At 61.2% G+C, this 17311-nt stretch carries 14 protein-coding genes; 5 read left to right on the plus strand and 9 right to left on the minus strand.

The genetic code is table 11. The features are described 5' to 3' along the window. Window positions 1–37 precede the first annotated feature (37 nt). The gene (locus G442_RS0119750) at window positions 38–238 is read right to left on the minus strand and encodes a YdcH family protein (protein ID WP_026399320.1); all 201 of its coding nucleotides are present in this window, start codon (window positions 236–238) and stop codon (window positions 38–40) included. Between the two features lie 270 nt (window positions 239–508). Between G442_RS0119750 and G442_RS24760 the strand changes: the two genes are divergently transcribed. Beyond that, window positions 509–679 (plus strand): YdcH family protein, encoded by a 171-nt coding sequence (locus G442_RS24760; protein WP_084440755.1) that lies wholly within the window; start codon window positions 509–511, stop codon window positions 677–679. Between the two features lie 56 nt (window positions 680–735). On the opposite strand, the gene G442_RS0119760 is transcribed toward G442_RS24760, so the two are convergent. The 4 genes from G442_RS0119760 to G442_RS0119775 all read right to left on the minus strand — a co-directional run bounded on the left by G442_RS0119760 (window position 736) and on the right by G442_RS0119775 (window position 6136). Continuing rightward, complete coding sequence (locus tag G442_RS0119760; protein ID WP_026399321.1) at window positions 736–1311, minus strand: DUF1013 domain-containing protein; 576 nt, start codon at window positions 1309–1311, stop codon at window positions 736–738. A 199-nt stretch (window positions 1312–1510) separates the two neighbouring features. Next, a complete protein-coding gene (locus G442_RS0119765; RefSeq protein WP_026399322.1) occupies window positions 1511–2533 on the minus strand; it encodes a ribonucleotide-diphosphate reductase subunit beta in 1023 nt (340 codons plus the stop codon). A gap of 208 nt (window positions 2534–2741) precedes the next feature. Further along, window positions 2742–4637, minus strand: a complete 1896-nt coding sequence (locus G442_RS0119770; protein ID WP_246789560.1) for a ribonucleoside-diphosphate reductase subunit alpha — start codon at window positions 4635–4637, stop codon at window positions 2742–2744. 479 nt (window positions 4638–5116) lie between these two features. Then, the gene (locus G442_RS0119775) at window positions 5117–6136 is read right to left on the minus strand and encodes a Gfo/Idh/MocA family protein (protein WP_035376993.1); all 1020 of its coding nucleotides are present in this window, start codon (window positions 6134–6136) and stop codon (window positions 5117–5119) included. 243 nt (window positions 6137–6379) lie between these two features. On the opposite strand from G442_RS0119775, the gene G442_RS0119780 reads away from it, so the two are divergent. From G442_RS0119780 to secF, 3 genes are all read left to right on the plus strand, one after another. Next, window positions 6380–7534, plus strand: coding sequence for a PA0069 family radical SAM protein (locus tag G442_RS0119780; RefSeq protein ID WP_084440756.1), 1155 nt, complete (start codon window positions 6380–6382; stop codon window positions 7532–7534). Between the two features lie 155 nt (window positions 7535–7689). Beyond that, complete coding sequence (gene secD / locus G442_RS0119790; RefSeq protein ID WP_026399326.1) at window positions 7690–9246, plus strand: protein translocase subunit SecD; 1557 nt, start codon at window positions 7690–7692, stop codon at window positions 9244–9246. A 14-nt stretch (window positions 9247–9260) separates the two neighbouring features. Further along, on the plus strand, window positions 9261–10193 hold the full coding sequence (gene secF, locus G442_RS0119795; RefSeq protein ID WP_026399327.1) for a protein translocase subunit SecF: 933 nt from the start codon (window positions 9261–9263) through the stop codon (window positions 10191–10193). A gap of 441 nt (window positions 10194–10634) precedes the next feature. Here secF and G442_RS23660 read toward each other — a convergent pair whose 3' ends face one another. Both G442_RS23660 and mscL read right to left on the minus strand, forming a co-directional pair. After that, a complete protein-coding gene (locus tag G442_RS23660) occupies window positions 10635–10973 on the minus strand; it encodes a hypothetical protein (protein WP_051292578.1) in 339 nt (112 codons plus the stop codon). 137 nt (window positions 10974–11110) lie between these two features. After that, window positions 11111–11572, minus strand: a complete 462-nt coding sequence (gene mscL / locus G442_RS0119805; RefSeq protein ID WP_026399328.1) for a large-conductance mechanosensitive channel protein MscL — start codon at window positions 11570–11572, stop codon at window positions 11111–11113. Window positions 11573–11900: 328 nt separating this feature from the next. Between mscL and rpmE the strand changes: the two genes are divergently transcribed. Then, window positions 11901–12128 (plus strand): 50S ribosomal protein L31, encoded by a 228-nt coding sequence (rpmE, locus tag G442_RS0119810; RefSeq protein WP_026399329.1) that lies wholly within the window; start codon window positions 11901–11903, stop codon window positions 12126–12128. A 200-nt stretch (window positions 12129–12328) separates the two neighbouring features. On the opposite strand, the gene G442_RS0119815 is transcribed toward rpmE, so the two are convergent. Beyond that, window positions 12329–13879 (minus strand): efflux transporter outer membrane subunit, encoded by a 1551-nt coding sequence (locus tag G442_RS0119815; RefSeq protein WP_026399330.1) that lies wholly within the window; start codon window positions 13877–13879, stop codon window positions 12329–12331. Window positions 13880–13884: 5 nt separating this feature from the next. Next, window positions 13885–17226, minus strand: coding sequence for an efflux RND transporter permease subunit (locus tag G442_RS0119820; protein WP_026399331.1), 3342 nt, complete (start codon window positions 17224–17226; stop codon window positions 13885–13887). Between the last annotated feature and the right edge of the window lie 85 nt (window positions 17227–17311).

A 17311-nucleotide genomic window follows, 5' to 3' on the forward strand; every position in this document is an offset into this window, starting at 1 on the left:
TCCCGGCCGGGTTACGAGCGTGGGCTCGTCCTTGTGCTCAGGCGATGTTGTCTGGGATGAGCCTGCTCTCGATCCACGAGATTTCATCTTTGAGCAGGAGCTTGCGTTTCTTCAGGCGCTGGAGATGAAGCTGATCGGTCGGTTCGGAGACGAGACGCTCGATGACAGTGTCAAGATCACGATGTTCGCTGCGTAATTCGTGAAGTTTTCGCAGCATGCTGTCCCGGTCACGCAGCATGGTTCCACCGGACGTCAGAAGATGTTTCCGTCAAGATCATCGTCCTCCCTCCGTCAGTGGCGGCGGCCTTCCGCCGCCCTGACGGCGAGGAACAGGTTACGGCGCCGCCTGCCGACACGCCAGTCCGCAGGTGATCTTGTTGTCTGGACACCGTCGGCGAAGATCTGAAGATCGAGTCGGGGCAGGGCGCATATGACGAAATTTTCATGAAAAAAACGACCGATGCGGCGCTAGTGTAGCCTTTAGGCAACAATCTTCAGGAGGATGACCATGAGCAATCAATCGCGTATCGAAAGTCTGCGTCGCCGTCACTCCAGCCTTGACGACAAAATCACTGACGAGGTCCATCGTCCGCTGCCCGACCAGCGCATCCTGATGTGTCTGAAGCTTCAGAAGTTGCGCGTCAAAGAGGAAATGGATCGCCTTCGGACGCACGCCTGAAGAGATCCGTCTTCCGCCGGGCCGCCGCTGAGTGCGGCGCGCCCGGTTTTTGTTTCTTACTCTTCGTCGCCAATCAGCATGGGAGGGGGCACAGTCCGGCCCTCACGCTCCAGACGCTCGTTGCTGGCGGTGACCGCCGCATTGAGGTCCGTCTGGCTGCACAAACCGAGCGTAACGGGGTCGCGCGGCTTGATGTTCTGGCTGTTCCAATGCTGGCGGTCACGCACCTTGGCGATGGTGTCCTTGGTGGTGCCCAGCAGCTTGACGATCTGAACGTCCTGCAACTGCGGAAAATTGCGCAGGATGAACGCAATGCCGTCCGGGCGGTCGTTCCGCTTGGCGACCGGGGTGTAACGCGCGCCCTTGGAGCGCCGCTTGACCTGATTGCCGGTGGTCAGGATTTTCAGGCGGGCGTTCGTATCGGCCTCGCAGCGTGCGATCTCTTCTTTCGTCACCTGATGGTTGGCCACCGGGTCATAACCGACGATGCCCTGAGCGACTTCGCCATCAGCGATCGCCTGCACCTCAAGGGGGTGCATGCCGCAGAATTCAGCGACCTGAGTAAAGGTCAAAGCGGTTTTTTCGATCAGCCAGACGGCTGTCGCTTTGGGCATCAAGGGAAGCGTCGTCATCGATCGATCCTGCTGCTGCGTGGTCTTTCGGCGCTCACGCAGGCACCGGTATCGGTCATTAGGGCTGGGGCTTGAGGCCCTGGCCCTGCGTGCCTGCCGGCGCGCGTATCCGGACAGGGTAATGGCCGCGACGGGCCGTCGGGTCAAGCCAGAATTGCCTTGGCCCGACGGTGCGCGTTCGCTGGCGGAGGTCGGAGCCTCAGTTGAAGACGCTGTCTTCGAACGCTTCTTCCCATGTGCCGCTGGTGGAGGCGCGGCTGTATTCGGTGGAGCGATTTTCGAAGAAATTGGCGTGTTCGACGGCGTTGAGCATGTCGTCGACCCAGGGCAGCGGGTTGCGTTGCGCATCGCCGTAAAGCGGGTCCAGACCAATCTGGCCGAGGCGGCGGTCGGCGATAAAGCGGATGTAGGCTTTCACCTGATCGGCGTCGAGGCCCTCAACCGGGCCAGCCTCGAACGCCAGATCAATGAATGCGTCCTCATGCTCGACGATCGTCTGGCAGATTTCATTGATCTCGGACTTGAGGCGATCCGTCCAGATTTCGGGGTTTTCGTGCACGAAGGTGCGGAACAGCCGCGCCATGGACAGGCAGTGCAGGGTCTCGTCACGCACGGACCACGACACGATCTGGCCCATGCCCTTCAGCTTGTTGAAGCGCGGGAAGTTCAGCAAAATCGCGAATGACGCGAACAGTTGCAGCCCTTCGGTGAACGCGCCGAAAGCGGCGAGGGTCTTGGCGATCTCATGCTTGCTCTCGACGGTGAACGTCTGCATGTAATCGTATTTGTCCTTCATCTCCTTGTACTTAAGGAACATGGAATACTCGCTCTCGGGCATTCCGATGGTGTCCAGGAGATGGCTGTAGGCGGCTATGTGAATCGTCTCGATGTTCGAGAACGCCGAAAGCATCATCAGCACTTCAGTCGGTTTGAAGACCTGACTGTACTGCTTCATGTAGCAGTTGTTCACCTCGACGTCCGACTGGGTGAAAAAACGGAAAATCTGGGTCACCAGATGCCGTTCGCCGTCGTTGAGCACCTTGTGCCAGTCCTTGACGTCGTCGGCCAGCGGCACTTCCTCCGGCAGCCAGTGAACGCGCTGCTGCGTGAGCCACGCGTCATACGCCCAAGGGTAGCGAAACGGCTTGTAGACGGGGTTCGCGGTGAGCAGGTCCAGACGCTGCTCTACCGGGCTGGTCGTTGTGGTCGGCGTGGTGCTCATCGTTGACGCTCCTGTAGCGGACACGGGCGTCCGCGATGCATGGGGCCGCAGGCTGCGCGGCGTCGAAATACGTCCCGACGAGGAAGGCGTCGGGGGCTTGCAGAGGCCGGACCGGGCAAGGCGCGCCCACGTTGTCGCTTGCGGCGGCGCGCTACGATGCACGTGTGACGCGGGGCCGCGCCGCAATCGTCCTGTGTGGGTCGCCGCCTTACTGGCAGGCGAGGCATTCCTCGTATTTGGTCGCTTCCGCCGGAGCCGTCTGCGCGGCGGCGGAACCGGGCATTTCCGATTTCTCCAGCACGTTGCTGACGGTGTCGGCGCGCTGGATCGACAGCGAACGGCAGTAATAGAGGGATTTCACGCCCTTCTTCCACGCCATGAAATGGATCTGGTGCAGGTCGCGCTTGTGGACGTCGGCCGGCAGGAACAGGTTGATCGACTGCGCCTGACAGATATACGCCGTACGGTCGGCGGCGTGCTCCACGATCCAGCGCTGATCCAGTTCGAAGGCTGTCTTGTATACGGCCTTTTCCTGATCCGACAGGAAGTCGAGGTGCTGGACGCTGCCTTTGGACAGGGTGATCGACGACCAGACGTCGTCCGTGTCCTGTCCTTTTTCGATCAGCAACTGGCGCAGATGCCGGTTGCGGACCGTGAACGAGCCGGAGAGCGTCTTCTGCAGGAAGACGTTGGCGGAGATCGGCTCGATGCCGGGGCTGGCGTTGCCCGCGATGATCGAGATCGACGCGGTCGGGGCGATGGCGATCTTGTTGGAGAAACGCTCCATCATCCCGTATTCGGCGGCGTCCGGACAGGCGCCGCGCGTTTCGGCCAGCGTTCGGGAGGCTTTATCAGCCTGCTCCTTAATATGCTTGAAAATCCGCTTGTTCCAGACCTTCGCTATGACGCTTTCGAAGGGAATGTTGTTCGCCTGCAGGAAGGAATGGAAGCCCATGACGCCCAGACCGACCGACCGCTCCTGTGACGCCGCATAGACGGCGCGAGCCATCTCGGGCGGGGCGCGGTCAATGAAGTCCTGCAACACGTTGTCGAGGAACAGCATGACGTCCGTGATGAACTCAGGGTTGTCGCGCCATTCTTCCCAGGTTTCCAGATTCAGGGATGAGAGGCAGCACACCGCCGTCCGCTCTTTCCCGTGCTGGTCGACGCCTGTGGGCAGCGTGATCTCGGAGCAGAGATTGGACGTTTTTACTTCCAGCCCTGCGAGCTTGTGATGCTCCGGGCGCGCGTTGTTTACGTGATCGGAATAGACGATGTACGGCTCGCCCTGCTCCATGCGGGCGGTCAGGATGCGGATCCACAGCGAACGCGCGGACACCTTGCGGATCACCGAGTGATCTTTCGGCGACAGCAGAGCCCATTCTGCGTCGGCCTCTACGGCGCGCATGAACTCGTCAGGCACCAGCACGCCGTGGTGCAGGTTCAGCGCCTTGCGGTTCGGGTCACCGCCGGTCGGGCGGCGCATCTCGACGAATTCCTCGATCTCGGGATGCCAGACCGGGAGATAAACGGCAGCGGAGCCGCGACGCAGCGAACCCTGGCTGATGGCCAGCGTCAGGCTGTCCATCACGCGAATGAAGGGAATAACGCCCGACGTCTTGCCGTTGCGACCGACATTCTCGCCGATGGAACGGAGATTACCCCAGTAGGAGCCGATGCCGCCGCCCTTGGAGGCGAGCCAGACGTTTTCGTTCCAGAGTCCCACGATGCCTTCAAGGCTGTCGTTCGCTTCGTTCAGGAAGCAGGAAATCGGCAGGCCGCGCGTCGTGCCGCCGTTGGACAGCACGGGCGTCGCGGGCATGAACCAGTGGCGGGAGATGTAGTCATAGATGCGCTGCGCGTGTCCCGCGTCGGCTCCGTAGTAAGAGGCCACGCGGCCGAACAGGTCCTGATACCCTTCACCGGGGAGGAGGTAGCGGTTATCCAGAGTCGCCTTGCCGAAATCCGTCAGCAGCGAATCGCGTGAGCGGTCGACGACGACGCGGTGGTGTCCCGGAAGCTGCACGACATCTTCAAGCATGTTGGGCTCGAACAGGCTCGCAGCGGCCTCGTCGCCGCCATGCGCGCTCACCGATTCGACCATGCGTTCAGATATCTCCGTCAGACTCATCCCGGCCACTCCACACCATTGAATTTCTGGACTGCGCGGGATGGTGAGAGCGTCACCGGCCCGAAAGCTCGAACACTATATGCGGGAGCCTCCCGCTCAGCCAACACAAGATATAGGGTCGAAATCGCAAAAAATTCCTTGACGACAGGCGTCCGGGATTCGTGAGCTGAAAAAATGAAAATCTTTATTTTTCAGGGCTTTGGATGGTTTTTGTGATGTGCGACGCGAGTCTGCTCATCGAATCGGCTGTTAACGCTCGCGGCCCATCCTGACCGCCCCGGCGCCGACGCAGGATCCTATGTCGTTGACTTCGCGTCGATCTTTGGCGCCATGGGGACGTATCCGCTCATATTTGTCACACAGGCGAGATATTCGTTTTTCGTTCTGATTACGGTTTTATCCGCCCCGCCGATTCCACCTGTTCCGGACCAAAGGCGCGCCAGAACGTACGATCAACCGCCGGGGCGACCGATCAGGCCGGATATTTCCATGCGACGCCGCGACTCGGAAATTCCGTCTGTGACGGCGAGCGCTGCTTCAAGCGCTCGTCGCCCGGCCTGTGCATCCACGCGAACAGGCGCGCCATCCAGGCAGGAGGCGACGAACGCGGCGTGTTCCGCTTCCAGAGAATCGTGATCGCGCCATGAGGCTGAATCGCGGCGGAAGCCCCCCGTGCCCGGAAGCGGGAGGCCGCGCTCCCTTCCGATCATCGTGAGCTCGCGTTTTCCGAAATCGACCGAAAGATACCCCTCTTCGGAAAACAGCCGCATCTTGCGCTCCGTTTTCAGGGATATGCGGCTGGCCGTAATCGTCGCGACGCACCCGTTGGCGAAGCGCACCCGGGCGTTGGCGATGTCCTCGAGATCCGAGCTGACGGCGGCGCCGAGCGCTTCGACCTGTGCGATCGGGCTGTCTACGATGGCCAGCACCAGATCAAGGTCGTGGATCATCAGGTCCAGAATGACCGAGACATCGGTGCCGCGTGGCTTGAAAGGCGCAATGCGCGTGGCTTCGATATAAAGCGGTCGAGCGATGCGTTGTACGATTGCGTCGTGCTCAGCAGAGTAGCGGAGCAGATGTCCGACCTGAAGGACCCGCTCGGTCGTCTGCGCCAATGTTGCGAGTTCATCGGCTTCCTGCAGCGTCGCCGCGATGGGTTTTTCGACCAGAACGTGTTTGCCCGCTCGCAGGGCCTGAGCGGTCAGGGCGAAGTGCATCTCCGCGGGCGCGGCCACGATGACGGCGTCGACGTCCTGTAAAAGAGCGTCGAGATCGTCATAGGCCCGCGTCCGGCCTTCCGTGGCGACAACGCGGGCGCGCTCCTGATCCGGGTCGAACACGCCAACAAGCGTCTCACGCGGGGCCGCGTGGGATTTCAAGACATGGAAGCGTCCGAAATGACCGCAGCCGACGACACCAACACGTAACGTTCCGGCGCTCTGTCCGGTCGTTCCACCTGCCATATCGCCCATCTCCGCGTGCCGATCATCGGAGCGCCGTGCGCTGTCGATGACGTTGTTTGTATCCGTCGGTCCGCGCTTTCCCGAAGCGGCGCACGACCGGGCGGCGATGTCCGTCATCGCCGAGTTCCGGTTAGCAGTGGAGACGCGCGTGCGCCAGAGCATCCTTGCGAGCATAAATGTTCATGATATGTTCCTATTTTGAAGGCACCCCCACGGCGCGACCAACGCCTTGGCGGGAAGGCGGGATATTGCATGAACGGACCGAGAAATCAGCCGATCGGAGCGGGGCGACGCGCAGAGGACAATGCGCCCGCGTTGCGGGAAGATTCGACGCGGGCCGAAGAGATCGTGAAAGGTCGTGGCGCGACGTTTAGTCCCGCGCCTCGCTACGACGCCCTGAGCGCGAATCCGATCGATGACGGCTGGGACAGCCCGGACTATGCGCCGTCTCCGGTTACGGAACTGACCGTCGAGCATCCGCGCAAGATCATCACCTACAATGAAAGCCCGGACGTGCCGTTTGACCGTTCGATCAACCCCTATCGAGGGTGCGAGCACGGTTGCGTCTATTGTTTCGCGCGTCCAACTCACGCGTGGCTGGGGCTTTCACCGGGGCTGGATTTTGAAACCCGCCTGCATTTCAAGCCATCCGCCGCAGATCTTCTTCGTCGGGAGTTGTCTGCGCCGGGATATGTGCCGAAGCCGATGGGCTTGGGGACCAACACCGATCCGTGGCAGCCGGTGGAGCGCCGCCTCTCGATCAGCAGCGCCATTCTGGCGGTGTTGTCCGAGTGCGGGCATCCAGCCACCATAGTTACAAAATCTGCTGGAATTTTGCGGGATTTGTCAGTTCTGTCCGATATGGCGCAACGCAATCTTGTACGCGTGCATATCTCGCTCACGACGCTGAATACAGAACTGTCCCGCCGTATGGAGCCGCGCGCGAGTTCTCCGGCGAAGAGGTTGGCCGCGATAGAGGCCTTGTCGAAAGCGGGGATTCCGGTCGCAACATTAATCGCCCCCATTATTCCCGGTCTCAATGACGCCGAGCTTGAGGCGTTAATGCATGCAGCGGCTTCCGCAGGCGCGCTTGACGCGGGCTTTGTGCTGCTGCGGCTGCCCATGGAGGTGGCGCCAATCTTCGAAAGCTGGCTCAGGCGGCATTATCCTAACCGTGCGGAGAAGGTGCTGAAACTGGTTCGGGAGACGCGCGGCGGCAGGCTGTATGATTCTCGTTACGGAAAGCGCATGGTGGGAGAGGGCGTTTACGCCAGCCTTCTCTCGCGACGGCATGCTCTGGCGCGAAAGCGTCTGGGCTTCGGGCGGATGCCGCCGCTCGATTGCTCGGCTTTCGTGCCGCCCGCCAGGCCGCAGGTCCGGGAAACGGGACAGATGTCACTGTTCTGATACGCTATGACGCAGATCGTCCTGTCCCCGGTTGCATCGCGCGCGTTTGACCGGCATCTTCCCGCCGCCGCTGGAGCGGCCCCGCAGGGGGCGCTTCGGGATCAGGGTCCGCGACTGTTCGCGTCGGCCCGACGGAGAACGGTTCTGCAGGTATGATGTATTACAGTCGGCTCAGGATGCTTTCGGTTGTCGGGGTCTGCCTCCTCGGCCTCGTGCTCTGCGCCCCAAATTTCATGCAACGTCCGCTTCCGTCGATGCCGTGGCGCCAGATTCATCTCGGGCTGGATCTGCGCGGCGGCTCATACCTGCTGATGCAGGTCGATCTGAAGTCTCTGGCCAAAGACCGGCTGCAGTCGCTTTCCGACGGCGTGCGTCAGGCGCTTCTGGCCGGTGGGCTGGGCTATCGCGACATTCGGGTGGATGCGCAGAAGCAGCAGATCACCTTCACCCCGCGCGATCCCTCGGAGCGCGACCGCGACGTGAAAACGCTCGACGCGATGCCGCGCGTGGTTCCGAATGAATTCAGCGTCGCCAGCCAGCCGGACGGGTCCGTAGCGCTCACCTTGTCGCCCGATGCGATGAAGCTGCGTGCGCAGGACGCCGTCACTCAATCCATCGAGATTGTTCGCCGTCGTATCGACGCAACGGGTGCGATCGATCCGGAGATCACGCGCCAGGGCGAGGACCGTATCGTTGTGGAGCTTCCCGGGGTCAGCGATCCTGAGCGCGTCAAGGCGCTGTTGGGAACCACGGCGCGCATGACCTTCCGATTGGTGGATGAGAGCGCTGGCGCCGGCCAGATCGCTCCGGCTGGGGCGACCATGCTGCCGGATATGGACGCGGGCGGGCAGATGCTGGCCGTCCGGGATCATATCGAGGTCGACGGCGCGGATCTGACCAATGCAGGCGCGACGACGGATCAGCAGACAGGCGGCTGGGCCGTCAGCTTCTCGCTGGACTCAGTTGGAACGCGTGCGTTCGCGAACGTGACGCAGGCCAATGTCGGCCGCCGTTTCGCGATCGTGCTCGACGACAAGGTGATCGAGGCGCCGGTCATTCACACTGCGATCACGGGTGGCAATGGCCTGATTACTGGCAATTTCGATGCCGCCAAGGCGACCGACCTTGCGCTTCTGCTGAAAGCGGGCGCGCTGCCGGTTCCCCTGACGGTGATGGAGGAGCGTTCGATCGGTCCTTCGCTCGGCGCTGATTCGATCCGCGCTGGCGCGATCAGTCTGGGCGTCGGGTTCTTCTTCGTGATCGCCTTCATGGCGCTGTTCTACGGGCGGTTCGGTTGGTACGCGAATGTCGCGTTGCTGGCCAACCTCGTGCTGATGGCCGCTATCCTGTCGCTGTTCGAGGCGACGCTGACGCTGCCGGGCATGGCGGGAATGCTGCTCACGCTCGGTATGGCGGTCGACGCCAATATCCTGATCATCGAACGCATCCGGGAGGAAATCGGCCGCGGCCGCTCGGCTCTGGCTGCGATGCAGGCGGGGTTCGAGCGCGCGACCTCCACCATCGTCGACAGTAACGCCACGGCGCTGCTGGCCCACGTCATGCTGTTCGTGTTCGGAACGGGGCCAGTGCGCGGCTTCGCGCTGACGATCACGATCGGCATCGTGACCACATTGTTCACGACACTCATGCTGTCGCGGCTCCTGATGGTGCGCTGGTACGCGCTCCGCCGTCCCACCACCCTGCCGGTCTGAGCGGAAAGCGCGCCATGTTCGAACGTCCCCTGCTGCGCTTCGTCCGCAGCGACACCAAAATCAACTTCATGCGCGGCCGCTTCGCCGGGTTGGCGACGTCGGCAGTGTTGTCGCTGATTTCGCTCGCGCTGTTTTTCCATCCCGGCCTTACCCTCGGACTCGATTTCAAAGGCGGAATCGTGGTCGAGGCAAAGACCAACGGTCCGGCCGACTTCGCGAAGATAAGGGCGGCTCTGGCGGCCCATAACGTTTCGACCGGCGGTGTGCAGGCGTTCGGTGGTCCGGACGATGTGCTGATCCGTCTGGAAGCGGACAAGAACACCGATACGAACGCCGTCGTGGATCAGGTGCGTCACGCCGTGGCGGAGGCGCAGCCGGGTGCGACCGTCGTGCGCGCGGACGCTGTGGGCGCGTCCGTGTCGGCGGAGCTGTTTCGCAACGGCATGCTGGCTCTGGGGCTCAGTCTGTTGATGATCCTGGGCTATATCTGGTTCCGCTTCGAGTGGGAGTTCGCGTTGAGCGCCGTCGTCACGCTGGTGCTCGATCTGACGAAGACGGTCGGGTTCCTCGTGCTGACGCATTTCGAGTTCGATCTCGTCATGGTCGCGGCGATCCTGACGATCCTCGGCTACTCCACCAACGACAAGGTGGTGGTCTATGATCGGGTGCGTGAAAATCTCCGCAAATATCGAACTATGCCACTGCGCGAACTGATCGATCTGTCGATCAACGAGACGCTGAACCGTACTCTGGGAACGTCCTCGACCGTGTTCCTCGCGGCGCTTCCGCTGGCGTTGTTCGGCGGTGCGACGCTGTCCGGCTTCGCCTGGGTCATGCTGTTCGGAATTGTGGTCGGAACCTCGTCCTCGATCTTTATCGCCGCGCCGTTGCTGCTTCTGTTGGGCGAGAAGCGTCTGCGCAAGGACGTTAGACCGCCGTCTGCGTGAACCGCCGCGCGGGTTTTTCGGTCAGGTGCTTCCGCTCGCCTGTGGGTGAGAGGCAATTTCGCCCATCTCCCTCGATCAGGGAGAGTGGGGGGAGCATGTAAAGACGCTCGCCGGGGTAGGGCGCCGAGCCTGAGATATGAGCAAGTGACGCGTCAAGTCTGACCTGGCCGCCATACGTCCACTGCTGCTGAGGAAAATGGCGCCTGTCTTTGGCTGGCTGGCAGGCGGCAGCCGACGTACAAGAGTCTTTTCAGGCAGTCATCAATTCATGTGATCGCGAGCGAAAGAAAAAGCCCTGTCCCCTTTCAGGGAAGGGGGCTGTAGTCTCGGAGTGGTGCGTCCCGACGTGGCGCCGCAAGCTTTTCAGTATTGCTGCACTGCAGTACGCGAGCGTCTTCCCGAGATCATTCTCGCACCCGGAATGACGCGCTGCGGAACGGTTCAATGCGAGGCAGGGAGATCTTTGGGCTCAACGCGGGCGAGAAGCACCTGAATATCTTCTCTTGCGGCTTTCAGGTGTGATGCGTCCGGTCGTCCTGTTGCCGAGACGACGGCGAGCAGGGCGGAGCGATCTTCCATCACGACTGCAGGCAACTGGTCGGCTGGAATCGCGCCGGACATCACGCCGCCGCGGACCATGCCGTGGACGATCAGGTACGTGTAGATCAGGCTGTGGGGATTTGGCGCCAGAGAGAGCGTCGGTTGCGTCGCCTGACATCCGCCGAGTGAAGCGAGGCTTGCGGCGGCGAAGGAAACCCGAAGGAAGCGAGAGAACGTCATAAGGCGACGATACGCGATCCATCGCTTATGGGCGAGACGGCGCTTTGAGAGAAAAATCTGCTGCAGGCAAAGGAACCGCCTGTGGATGTGTGACGGGAGCGGCGTCTGGCCGCTCCCTCCCGTGACGCCCCGGCGTTTCAGGCGCGCGGCTGTTTCGCGAGCAGGTCGCGGATATCTTCAAGCAGAACCTCGCTCTTGGTCGGGGCGGGAGGCGCAGCGGGAGCCTCATCCTCGCGAACGTGCATCTTGGTCAGGATACGCACGAGCCAGAAAATAACCAGCGCGACGATCAGGAACTGGATGACCGCGTTGGCGAACAGGCCGTAGTTGAGGGTGACGGCGCCTGCTTTCTGGGCTTCCGCCAGGGTCGGCTCGACCGGTCCCTTGATGGTCCAGAAGAGGTTGCTGAAATCGATGCCGCCGATAGCCAGGCCGATGACCGGGTTGAAGATATCTTTGACGAGGCTGTTGACGATCGCGGTGAACGCGGCGCCGATGATCACACCGACCGCCAGATCGACGACATTGCCGCGCATGATGAAGGCCTTGAATTCGCCTAACCAGCCGGGGGTGTGCACTCGCAGTTTCGATTCAGCCATAATATCCTCAGGTTATGTTTAGCGCGGGGGGCTATCGATTACTGGTTTGTGATCCCGCCTTGCGCCACCTCTACAAGACAAGGCCGGTCTGTGGAAGAACAAGTTGCGTCTATCCACGTCTGTAACAGCATTGAAATCGCACGATTAAAGGGCGATTCCGGCAATACGGATGAACGCCCGACAATAACGTTGCGATGACGGCTTCGTTTCATGGGCAATTCGTCTTTTTATCGGCCATGAGCAGGCGTTGCCCGGCAGGGCAGGATGGTTTATAGCGCGTGTTCTTGGCCCCGGTCGGCATCGGGGCATTTTTTTCAGGAATGAAACGATGAAACCCGGAATTCACCCCGACTACCACGAAGTCAACATCATCATGACCGATGGCACGGAGTACAAGACTCACTCTTGCATGGGCAAGGCTGGCGACACGCTCCGCCTCGACATCGACCCGAAGTCCCATCCGGCGTGGACCGGCGTGCAGCGTATGATGGACACAGGCGGTCAGGTCGCGAAGTTCAACAAGCGCTTTGCTGGCATCGGCACGCGCTCCAAGTAAGCGCAGCGACCAGCTTGCTCCACGTCTTCGGGATGTGGATTGGAACCCGCCTCCATGGAGGCGGGTTTTTTTATTTCTTTCGGCCAACGACCCCAAGCCTGGTGCGTTTCACAGGCTCATGTGGAAAATCGCCAAATTAACCCGATATTTTTATAAAGTATCTTAAAGGGGCGGGGTGGCTGGTTGGCGCGAACGCCGCGTTAGTTTTTGTCTTTCTGGATGAAAGACGGCAGGAGGGGGTTGTCGGTCTGCATCGAGCCCTTGCTCGGCAGCGAAGCCGCGTCCCAACCGCCGCCCAGATCTCCGATCAGATTGACCGAATCGACGATACGGCTTTGCTGGATGGAAAGAGCCGTTTCAGCGTTGGAGAGCGCAGTGACTTCCGACGTCACCACGGTCGTGTAGATTTCCGTTCCCGCCAGATACTGGTTCATCGAGACAGTGACGGCCTTGTTCGCAGCCTCCAGCGCGATCTGCTGCTGTTTTGCCTGATCGGCCAGAATGCGCAGGTTCGACAACTGGTCTTCCACGCCCTGCAGGGCGGTCAGGACGGTCTGACGGTATGTCGCCGTATACAGGTCGTAATTGGCGTTGGCTTCGTGAACGGCGGCTGTGCGCGAGCCGCCTTCGAACAAGGTTTCCGAGGCGGATGCGCCAAGCGCCCAGATCCTATTGGCGACCTGCACCAGTGCGCCCACCGGATCGCCGCTGTAGGAGTAGGAGGCGCTCAGTGTGATGGTTGGGAAGAACGCGGCGATCGCGGCGCCGATCTGCGCGTTATATTCCTCCATCCGTCGTTCCGCCGCCGCGACGTCAGGACGGCGCTGCAGCAGGACGGAGGGCACGCTGACCGGTATTGCGGGAATGTCGCGGGGCAGGGCGCCGACGGGGATGCTGAGGTTGGCGGGCGCTTCTCCGGCGTAGACCGCAATGGCGTGCTCATACTGGGCGCGCGTGACGCCCGTCTGAATCTCGTTGGCCCGCGTTTGCTCGAGCTGGGTTTTGGCCTGAAGTAGCGAGGTCGGATCGACCGTGCCCGCGTCGAACTGATTCTGCGTAATCTGAAGAGAGCGTTCGTAAAACAGCACGTTTCGGTGCAGCAGGTCACGCAGACTGTCCTGATAACGCAGGTTGAAATAAGCGACGGCGAGATCGATCTGGTATTCGAGCTTTGCGTTCGCCAGATCCGCGGCCGAGGCCTGCGCCTCCGTCACCTGAGCCTGAATTTGCCGTCTGATCTTTCCCCATACGTCCAGATCCCAACTGGCCGTTGGTCCAAAAGCATAGGTGTTTCTCGTCGAGCCGGAGCTGTATTGCGTGCCGGTGCTGGATGTGGCGGTGCCGCCCTGACTATTCCGGTTGAAGCTGACCGATGTGCTGAGCGTCGGGTAAAGCTGAGCGCGTATGGCGTTGATTGCCGCCCGGGCTTCCCGATAGCGCGCCTCGTATTCGGCGACGTTCTGGTTGTTGATGGAGACCCGCTCTTCGAGGCTGTTCAGGAGCGGGTCACGGTAAACCTCCCACCACTTCCCCTTGGGCGCGCTGGCCAGAGACGGCGTGGCGTATGTCCATCCGGAAGCGGGACGAAGCTCCTTGAACTGGGGAGAGATGATTGCCGCCGGACGCTTGTAGTTTGGTCCCACCATGCAGCCGCCCAACGTCAGCGGGGCCAGCAGAACGGCCGGAAGGCCTCGCTTGCCGCAGCGGCGGAGCAGGGCGGCGGGGCGGGGAGATGGGCGTGGAGTCTTCATCCGCGTCAGGCGTCCTGAGGCTTGGTGTGAAATGGAGGAGTCTTGCGGGGCTGACGCCTGAAACGCAGCGCCAGCCGGTCCAGCGTCAGATAGATGACCGGCGTCGTGTAGAGCGTCAGCGCCTGACTGACCAGCAGCCCGCCGACAATGGCGATGCCGAGTGGACGGCGCATTTCCGAGCCGTAGCCGTTACCGAACACAAGAGGCAACGCGCCGAGCGCGGCGGCGAGCGACGTCATCATGATTGGTCGGAAACGAAGGATGCAGGCCGTGTGAATCGCCTCGTAAGGGGAGCAACCGGTTTCGCGCTCGGCGTTGATGGCGAAATCGACCAGCATGATTGCGTTTTTCTTCACGATGCCGATCAGCAGAATTACGCCGATCATGGCGATCAGAGAAAAATCCTCGCCGAAAACCTGCAGGGCAAGCAGGGCGCCGACGCCTGCGGAGGGCAGGGTGGAGAGGATCGTGATCGGATGAATGTAGCTCTCATACAGCACGCCGAGCACGACATAGACGGCGGCCAGAGATGCGGCGATCAGGATCGGTTCGTTGTTGACCGATTTCTGAAACTGCGCCGCGTTTCCAGCGAAACTTCCGTGAACTGAGGAGGGGGCGTGCAGGGAGACCATCTCGCTGTCGATGATCTGCACGGCCTTGCTGAGAGCTACGCCTTTGGCGAGGTTGAAGGAAATGGTGGTGGCGACGGATTGCCCGTCATGATTGACTGACAGGGCGGTGGTCGCCGGATAGATATTCGTGATGAAGGTCAGCGGAATCATGGATTCCGAACTGGTGGAGACGGCGGACCCGGTCGACGTGCCGCTGCCGCCGGAAATGCTGTTCTGGATCTGGTTCGCGAAATTCTTGGCGCTCACGCTTGCCGCAGTGCTGGTGGAAGTGCTCGAGGAGCTTGTCGAGGTGCGCACGCGGATCGTATTCGACGCCGTGCCTCCGCCTGCAGTGCCGCCGGAGGCGCTGACCCACATCTGGTGGATCGTGTTCGGATCCTGCCAGAACGATGGCGCAGCTTCCATTACGACGCGATACTGGTTGAGCCGGTTGTAGATGATCGACGCAGCGCGCTGCCCGAAAGCGTCGTAGAGCGTGTTAGAGATCAATTGAGGCGTGATCTGCATACGTGACGATGTGTCACGGTCGATTTGCGTGACGACCGCCGATCCACCCTGCTGGATATCGGATGAGAGATCGAGAATTTCCGGGTGGCGGCGCAGACGCGCGATCAGCTTGGGCGTTATGGAGTAGAGTTCCGTCGCGGAATCTCCTTCAAGAGTGTACTGATAGGCGGCGTTGCTCTGACGCGCGCCCATCCTGATTCCTCCAGGCTCCATCAGGAAGAAACGTGCGCCGACAAGGTTGCTCACTCTGTCGTCGATCCGCTGGATCAGGCTTTCGACGGGCCCACGTTGGCTCTTGTCGGTCAGTTGCAAAAAGAGATTTGCTTGATTGGATGAACCTCGTCCACCGAGAAATCCGGCGATGCTTTGGACATCTTTTTCCTTCATTGCCGCAGTTTCCGCGATGTCGATTTTTTCCTTCATGGCGGAGAAGGAGATGGACTGATCGCCCATCAGATGCCCCATGAGCATCCCGGTGTCTTCAGTCGGGAAGAAACCTTTCGGCATGCTGACGAACAGTGCGCCCATGAGCACGATGGTGAGGGGCAGAGAGAGCATCACAAGGCGCGTGTGTCGCAACGCCACTTCCAGCGTCCGGGCGTAGCCCGACGCCATCGCCGTTACGCCTCTCTCGGAGAAATCGCCCAGCCATCGCCCGATGCGGCTTATCGTCGAAACATTGCGGGGCGCAGCATGGACGGAAGCATCAGTCGGGACCGTGCCGTGCGCATGTGGCTTGAGCAGGCGGGAGGCCATCATCGGCGTAAGGGAGAGAGACAGCAGCATTGAGACGACGATCGTGATCGAGATCGTCATCGCCAGTTCGTGGAACAGGCGCCCCGCGACCCCACCCAACATCAGGATCGGCAGGAATACGGCGATCAGAGAGACGGATATGGAGATCACCGTGAATGCGACTTCCTCAGCTCCCTGCTGCGCGGCTGCGCGCGGGGACATGCCGCTTTCGATATGCCGAGCGATATTCTCCAGAACGACGATGGCGTCGTCCACCACGAAACCGGTCGAAACGGTCAGCGCCATCAACGACATATTGTCGAGCGAAAAACCCAGCAACCGCATGACGGCGAATGTCGCGATAATCGACGTCGGGACGACGATGGCCGGGATAAGGGTCATGCGCACCGAGCGCAGGAAGACGAACGTCACGAGGATGACCAGCACGACGCCGATAACCAGCGTCATCTGCGTGTCAGCCAACGCCGCGCGAATGGTCAACGACCGGTCAAGACCGATATGCAACGCGACATCAGGAGGGAGAGCTTCCTGCAGCATCGGAAGCATGGTCTTGATCTGATCGATCGTGTGAATGACGTTGGCGCCGGCCTGCGGGAAGACCACGCCGATCACGGCCGGTTGGCGGTTGAAGAAGCCGGCGTTACGCAGATCTTCCACGCCGTCATGCACGTCGGCGACGTCGGACAGGCGAACAGCCCGACCATTGCGGTAGGCGACGACAAGATCACGATAGGCCTGAGCGTCCCGTGCCTGATCGTTGGTGTCCAGAGTGAAGCGCAAGCCGTTCTGGTCGATGATTCCCTTGGGACTGTGAGCGTTGGCGGAGGCAAGCGCAGCGCGGACGTCCTCGAAGCCGATGCCATATTGGAACAGCGCCAGCGGGTTCATCTCCACCCGCACGGCAGGCAGTGCGCTGCCGCCGATCTCGACTTCTCCGACGCCCTTCACTTGCGACAGGTGCTGTTGCAACACATTGCTGGCGATGTCGTACAGCACCGCCTGCGTGCGCGTCGGCGAAGTCAGGGCCAGAATCAGGATCGGCGCGCCGTTGGGGTTCGCCTTGAAGTAGCTCGGGTTTTGCCTGAGCGACGTTGGAAGATCTGCGTGCGCCGCTTGCAGTGCGGCCTCGACGTCTCGCGCCGCGCCGTCGATGTCGCGGGAAAGCGCGAACTGCAATGTGATTCTGACCTGATTTTGCGTCGATTGCGACGTCATTTCGGTCAGGTCGGCGATCTGCCCCAGATGCCGCTCAAGAGGCGCGGCGACACTGCTGGCGACTTCTTCAGGCGAACCGCCCGGCTGACGCGCCTGAACCTGAATAACGGGAAAATCGACGTTCGGCAGGTCCGAAACGGGCAGGGCGAGATAGCCGATCACGCCAGCGATGATCAGCGCCACGGTCATCAGCGTCGTAGCGACCGGCCGTTCGATGAAGATGCGACAGGGACTCATGCCTGGGGACATTCCGATTGCGCAGACAGAACCAGCTCAAGGCGCACGGTCATGAGCAGGTGGGACGCCGTGTCGACGTTCATGA

This window comes from Acetobacter nitrogenifigens DSM 23921 = NBRC 105050 (assembly GCF_000429165.1).
GTDB classification, from domain to species: domain Bacteria; phylum Pseudomonadota; class Alphaproteobacteria; order Acetobacterales; family Acetobacteraceae; genus Acetobacter; species Acetobacter nitrogenifigens.

Excerpts from the sequence above, each read along its gene's own strand:
- G442_RS0119750 (WP_026399320.1), bottom strand. The coding sequence starts at position 238 with ATGCTGCGTGACCGGGACAGCATGCTGCGAAAACTTCACGAATTACGC.
- G442_RS24760 (WP_084440755.1), top strand. The coding sequence starts at position 509 with ATGAGCAATCAATCGCGTATCGAAAGTCTGCGTCGCCGTCACTCCAGC.
- G442_RS0119760 (WP_026399321.1), bottom strand. The coding sequence starts at position 1,311 with ATGACGACGCTTCCCTTGATGCCCAAAGCGACAGCCGTCTGGCTGATC.
- G442_RS0119765 (WP_026399322.1), bottom strand. The coding sequence starts at position 2,533 with ATGAGCACCACGCCGACCACAACGACCAGCCCGGTAGAGCAGCGTCTG.
- G442_RS0119770 (WP_246789560.1), bottom strand. The coding sequence starts at position 4,637 with ATGGTCGAATCGGTGAGCGCGCATGGCGGCGACGAGGCCGCTGCGAGC.
- G442_RS0119775 (WP_035376993.1), bottom strand. The coding sequence starts at position 6,136 with ATGGGCGATATGGCAGGTGGAACGACCGGACAGAGCGCCGGAACGTTA.
- G442_RS0119780 (WP_084440756.1), top strand. The coding sequence starts at position 6,380 with ATGAACGGACCGAGAAATCAGCCGATCGGAGCGGGGCGACGCGCAGAG.
- secD (WP_026399326.1), top strand. The coding sequence starts at position 7,690 with ATGTATTACAGTCGGCTCAGGATGCTTTCGGTTGTCGGGGTCTGCCTC.
- secF (WP_026399327.1), top strand. The coding sequence starts at position 9,261 with ATGTTCGAACGTCCCCTGCTGCGCTTCGTCCGCAGCGACACCAAAATC.
- G442_RS23660 (WP_051292578.1), bottom strand. The coding sequence starts at position 10,973 with ATGACGTTCTCTCGCTTCCTTCGGGTTTCCTTCGCCGCCGCAAGCCTC.
- mscL (WP_026399328.1), bottom strand. The coding sequence starts at position 11,572 with ATGGCTGAATCGAAACTGCGAGTGCACACCCCCGGCTGGTTAGGCGAA.
- rpmE (WP_026399329.1), top strand. The coding sequence starts at position 11,901 with ATGAAACCCGGAATTCACCCCGACTACCACGAAGTCAACATCATCATG.
- G442_RS0119815 (WP_026399330.1), bottom strand. The coding sequence starts at position 13,879 with ATGAAGACTCCACGCCCATCTCCCCGCCCCGCCGCCCTGCTCCGCCGC.
- G442_RS0119820 (WP_026399331.1), bottom strand. The coding sequence starts at position 17,226 with ATGAGTCCCTGTCGCATCTTCATCGAACGGCCGGTCGCTACGACGCTG.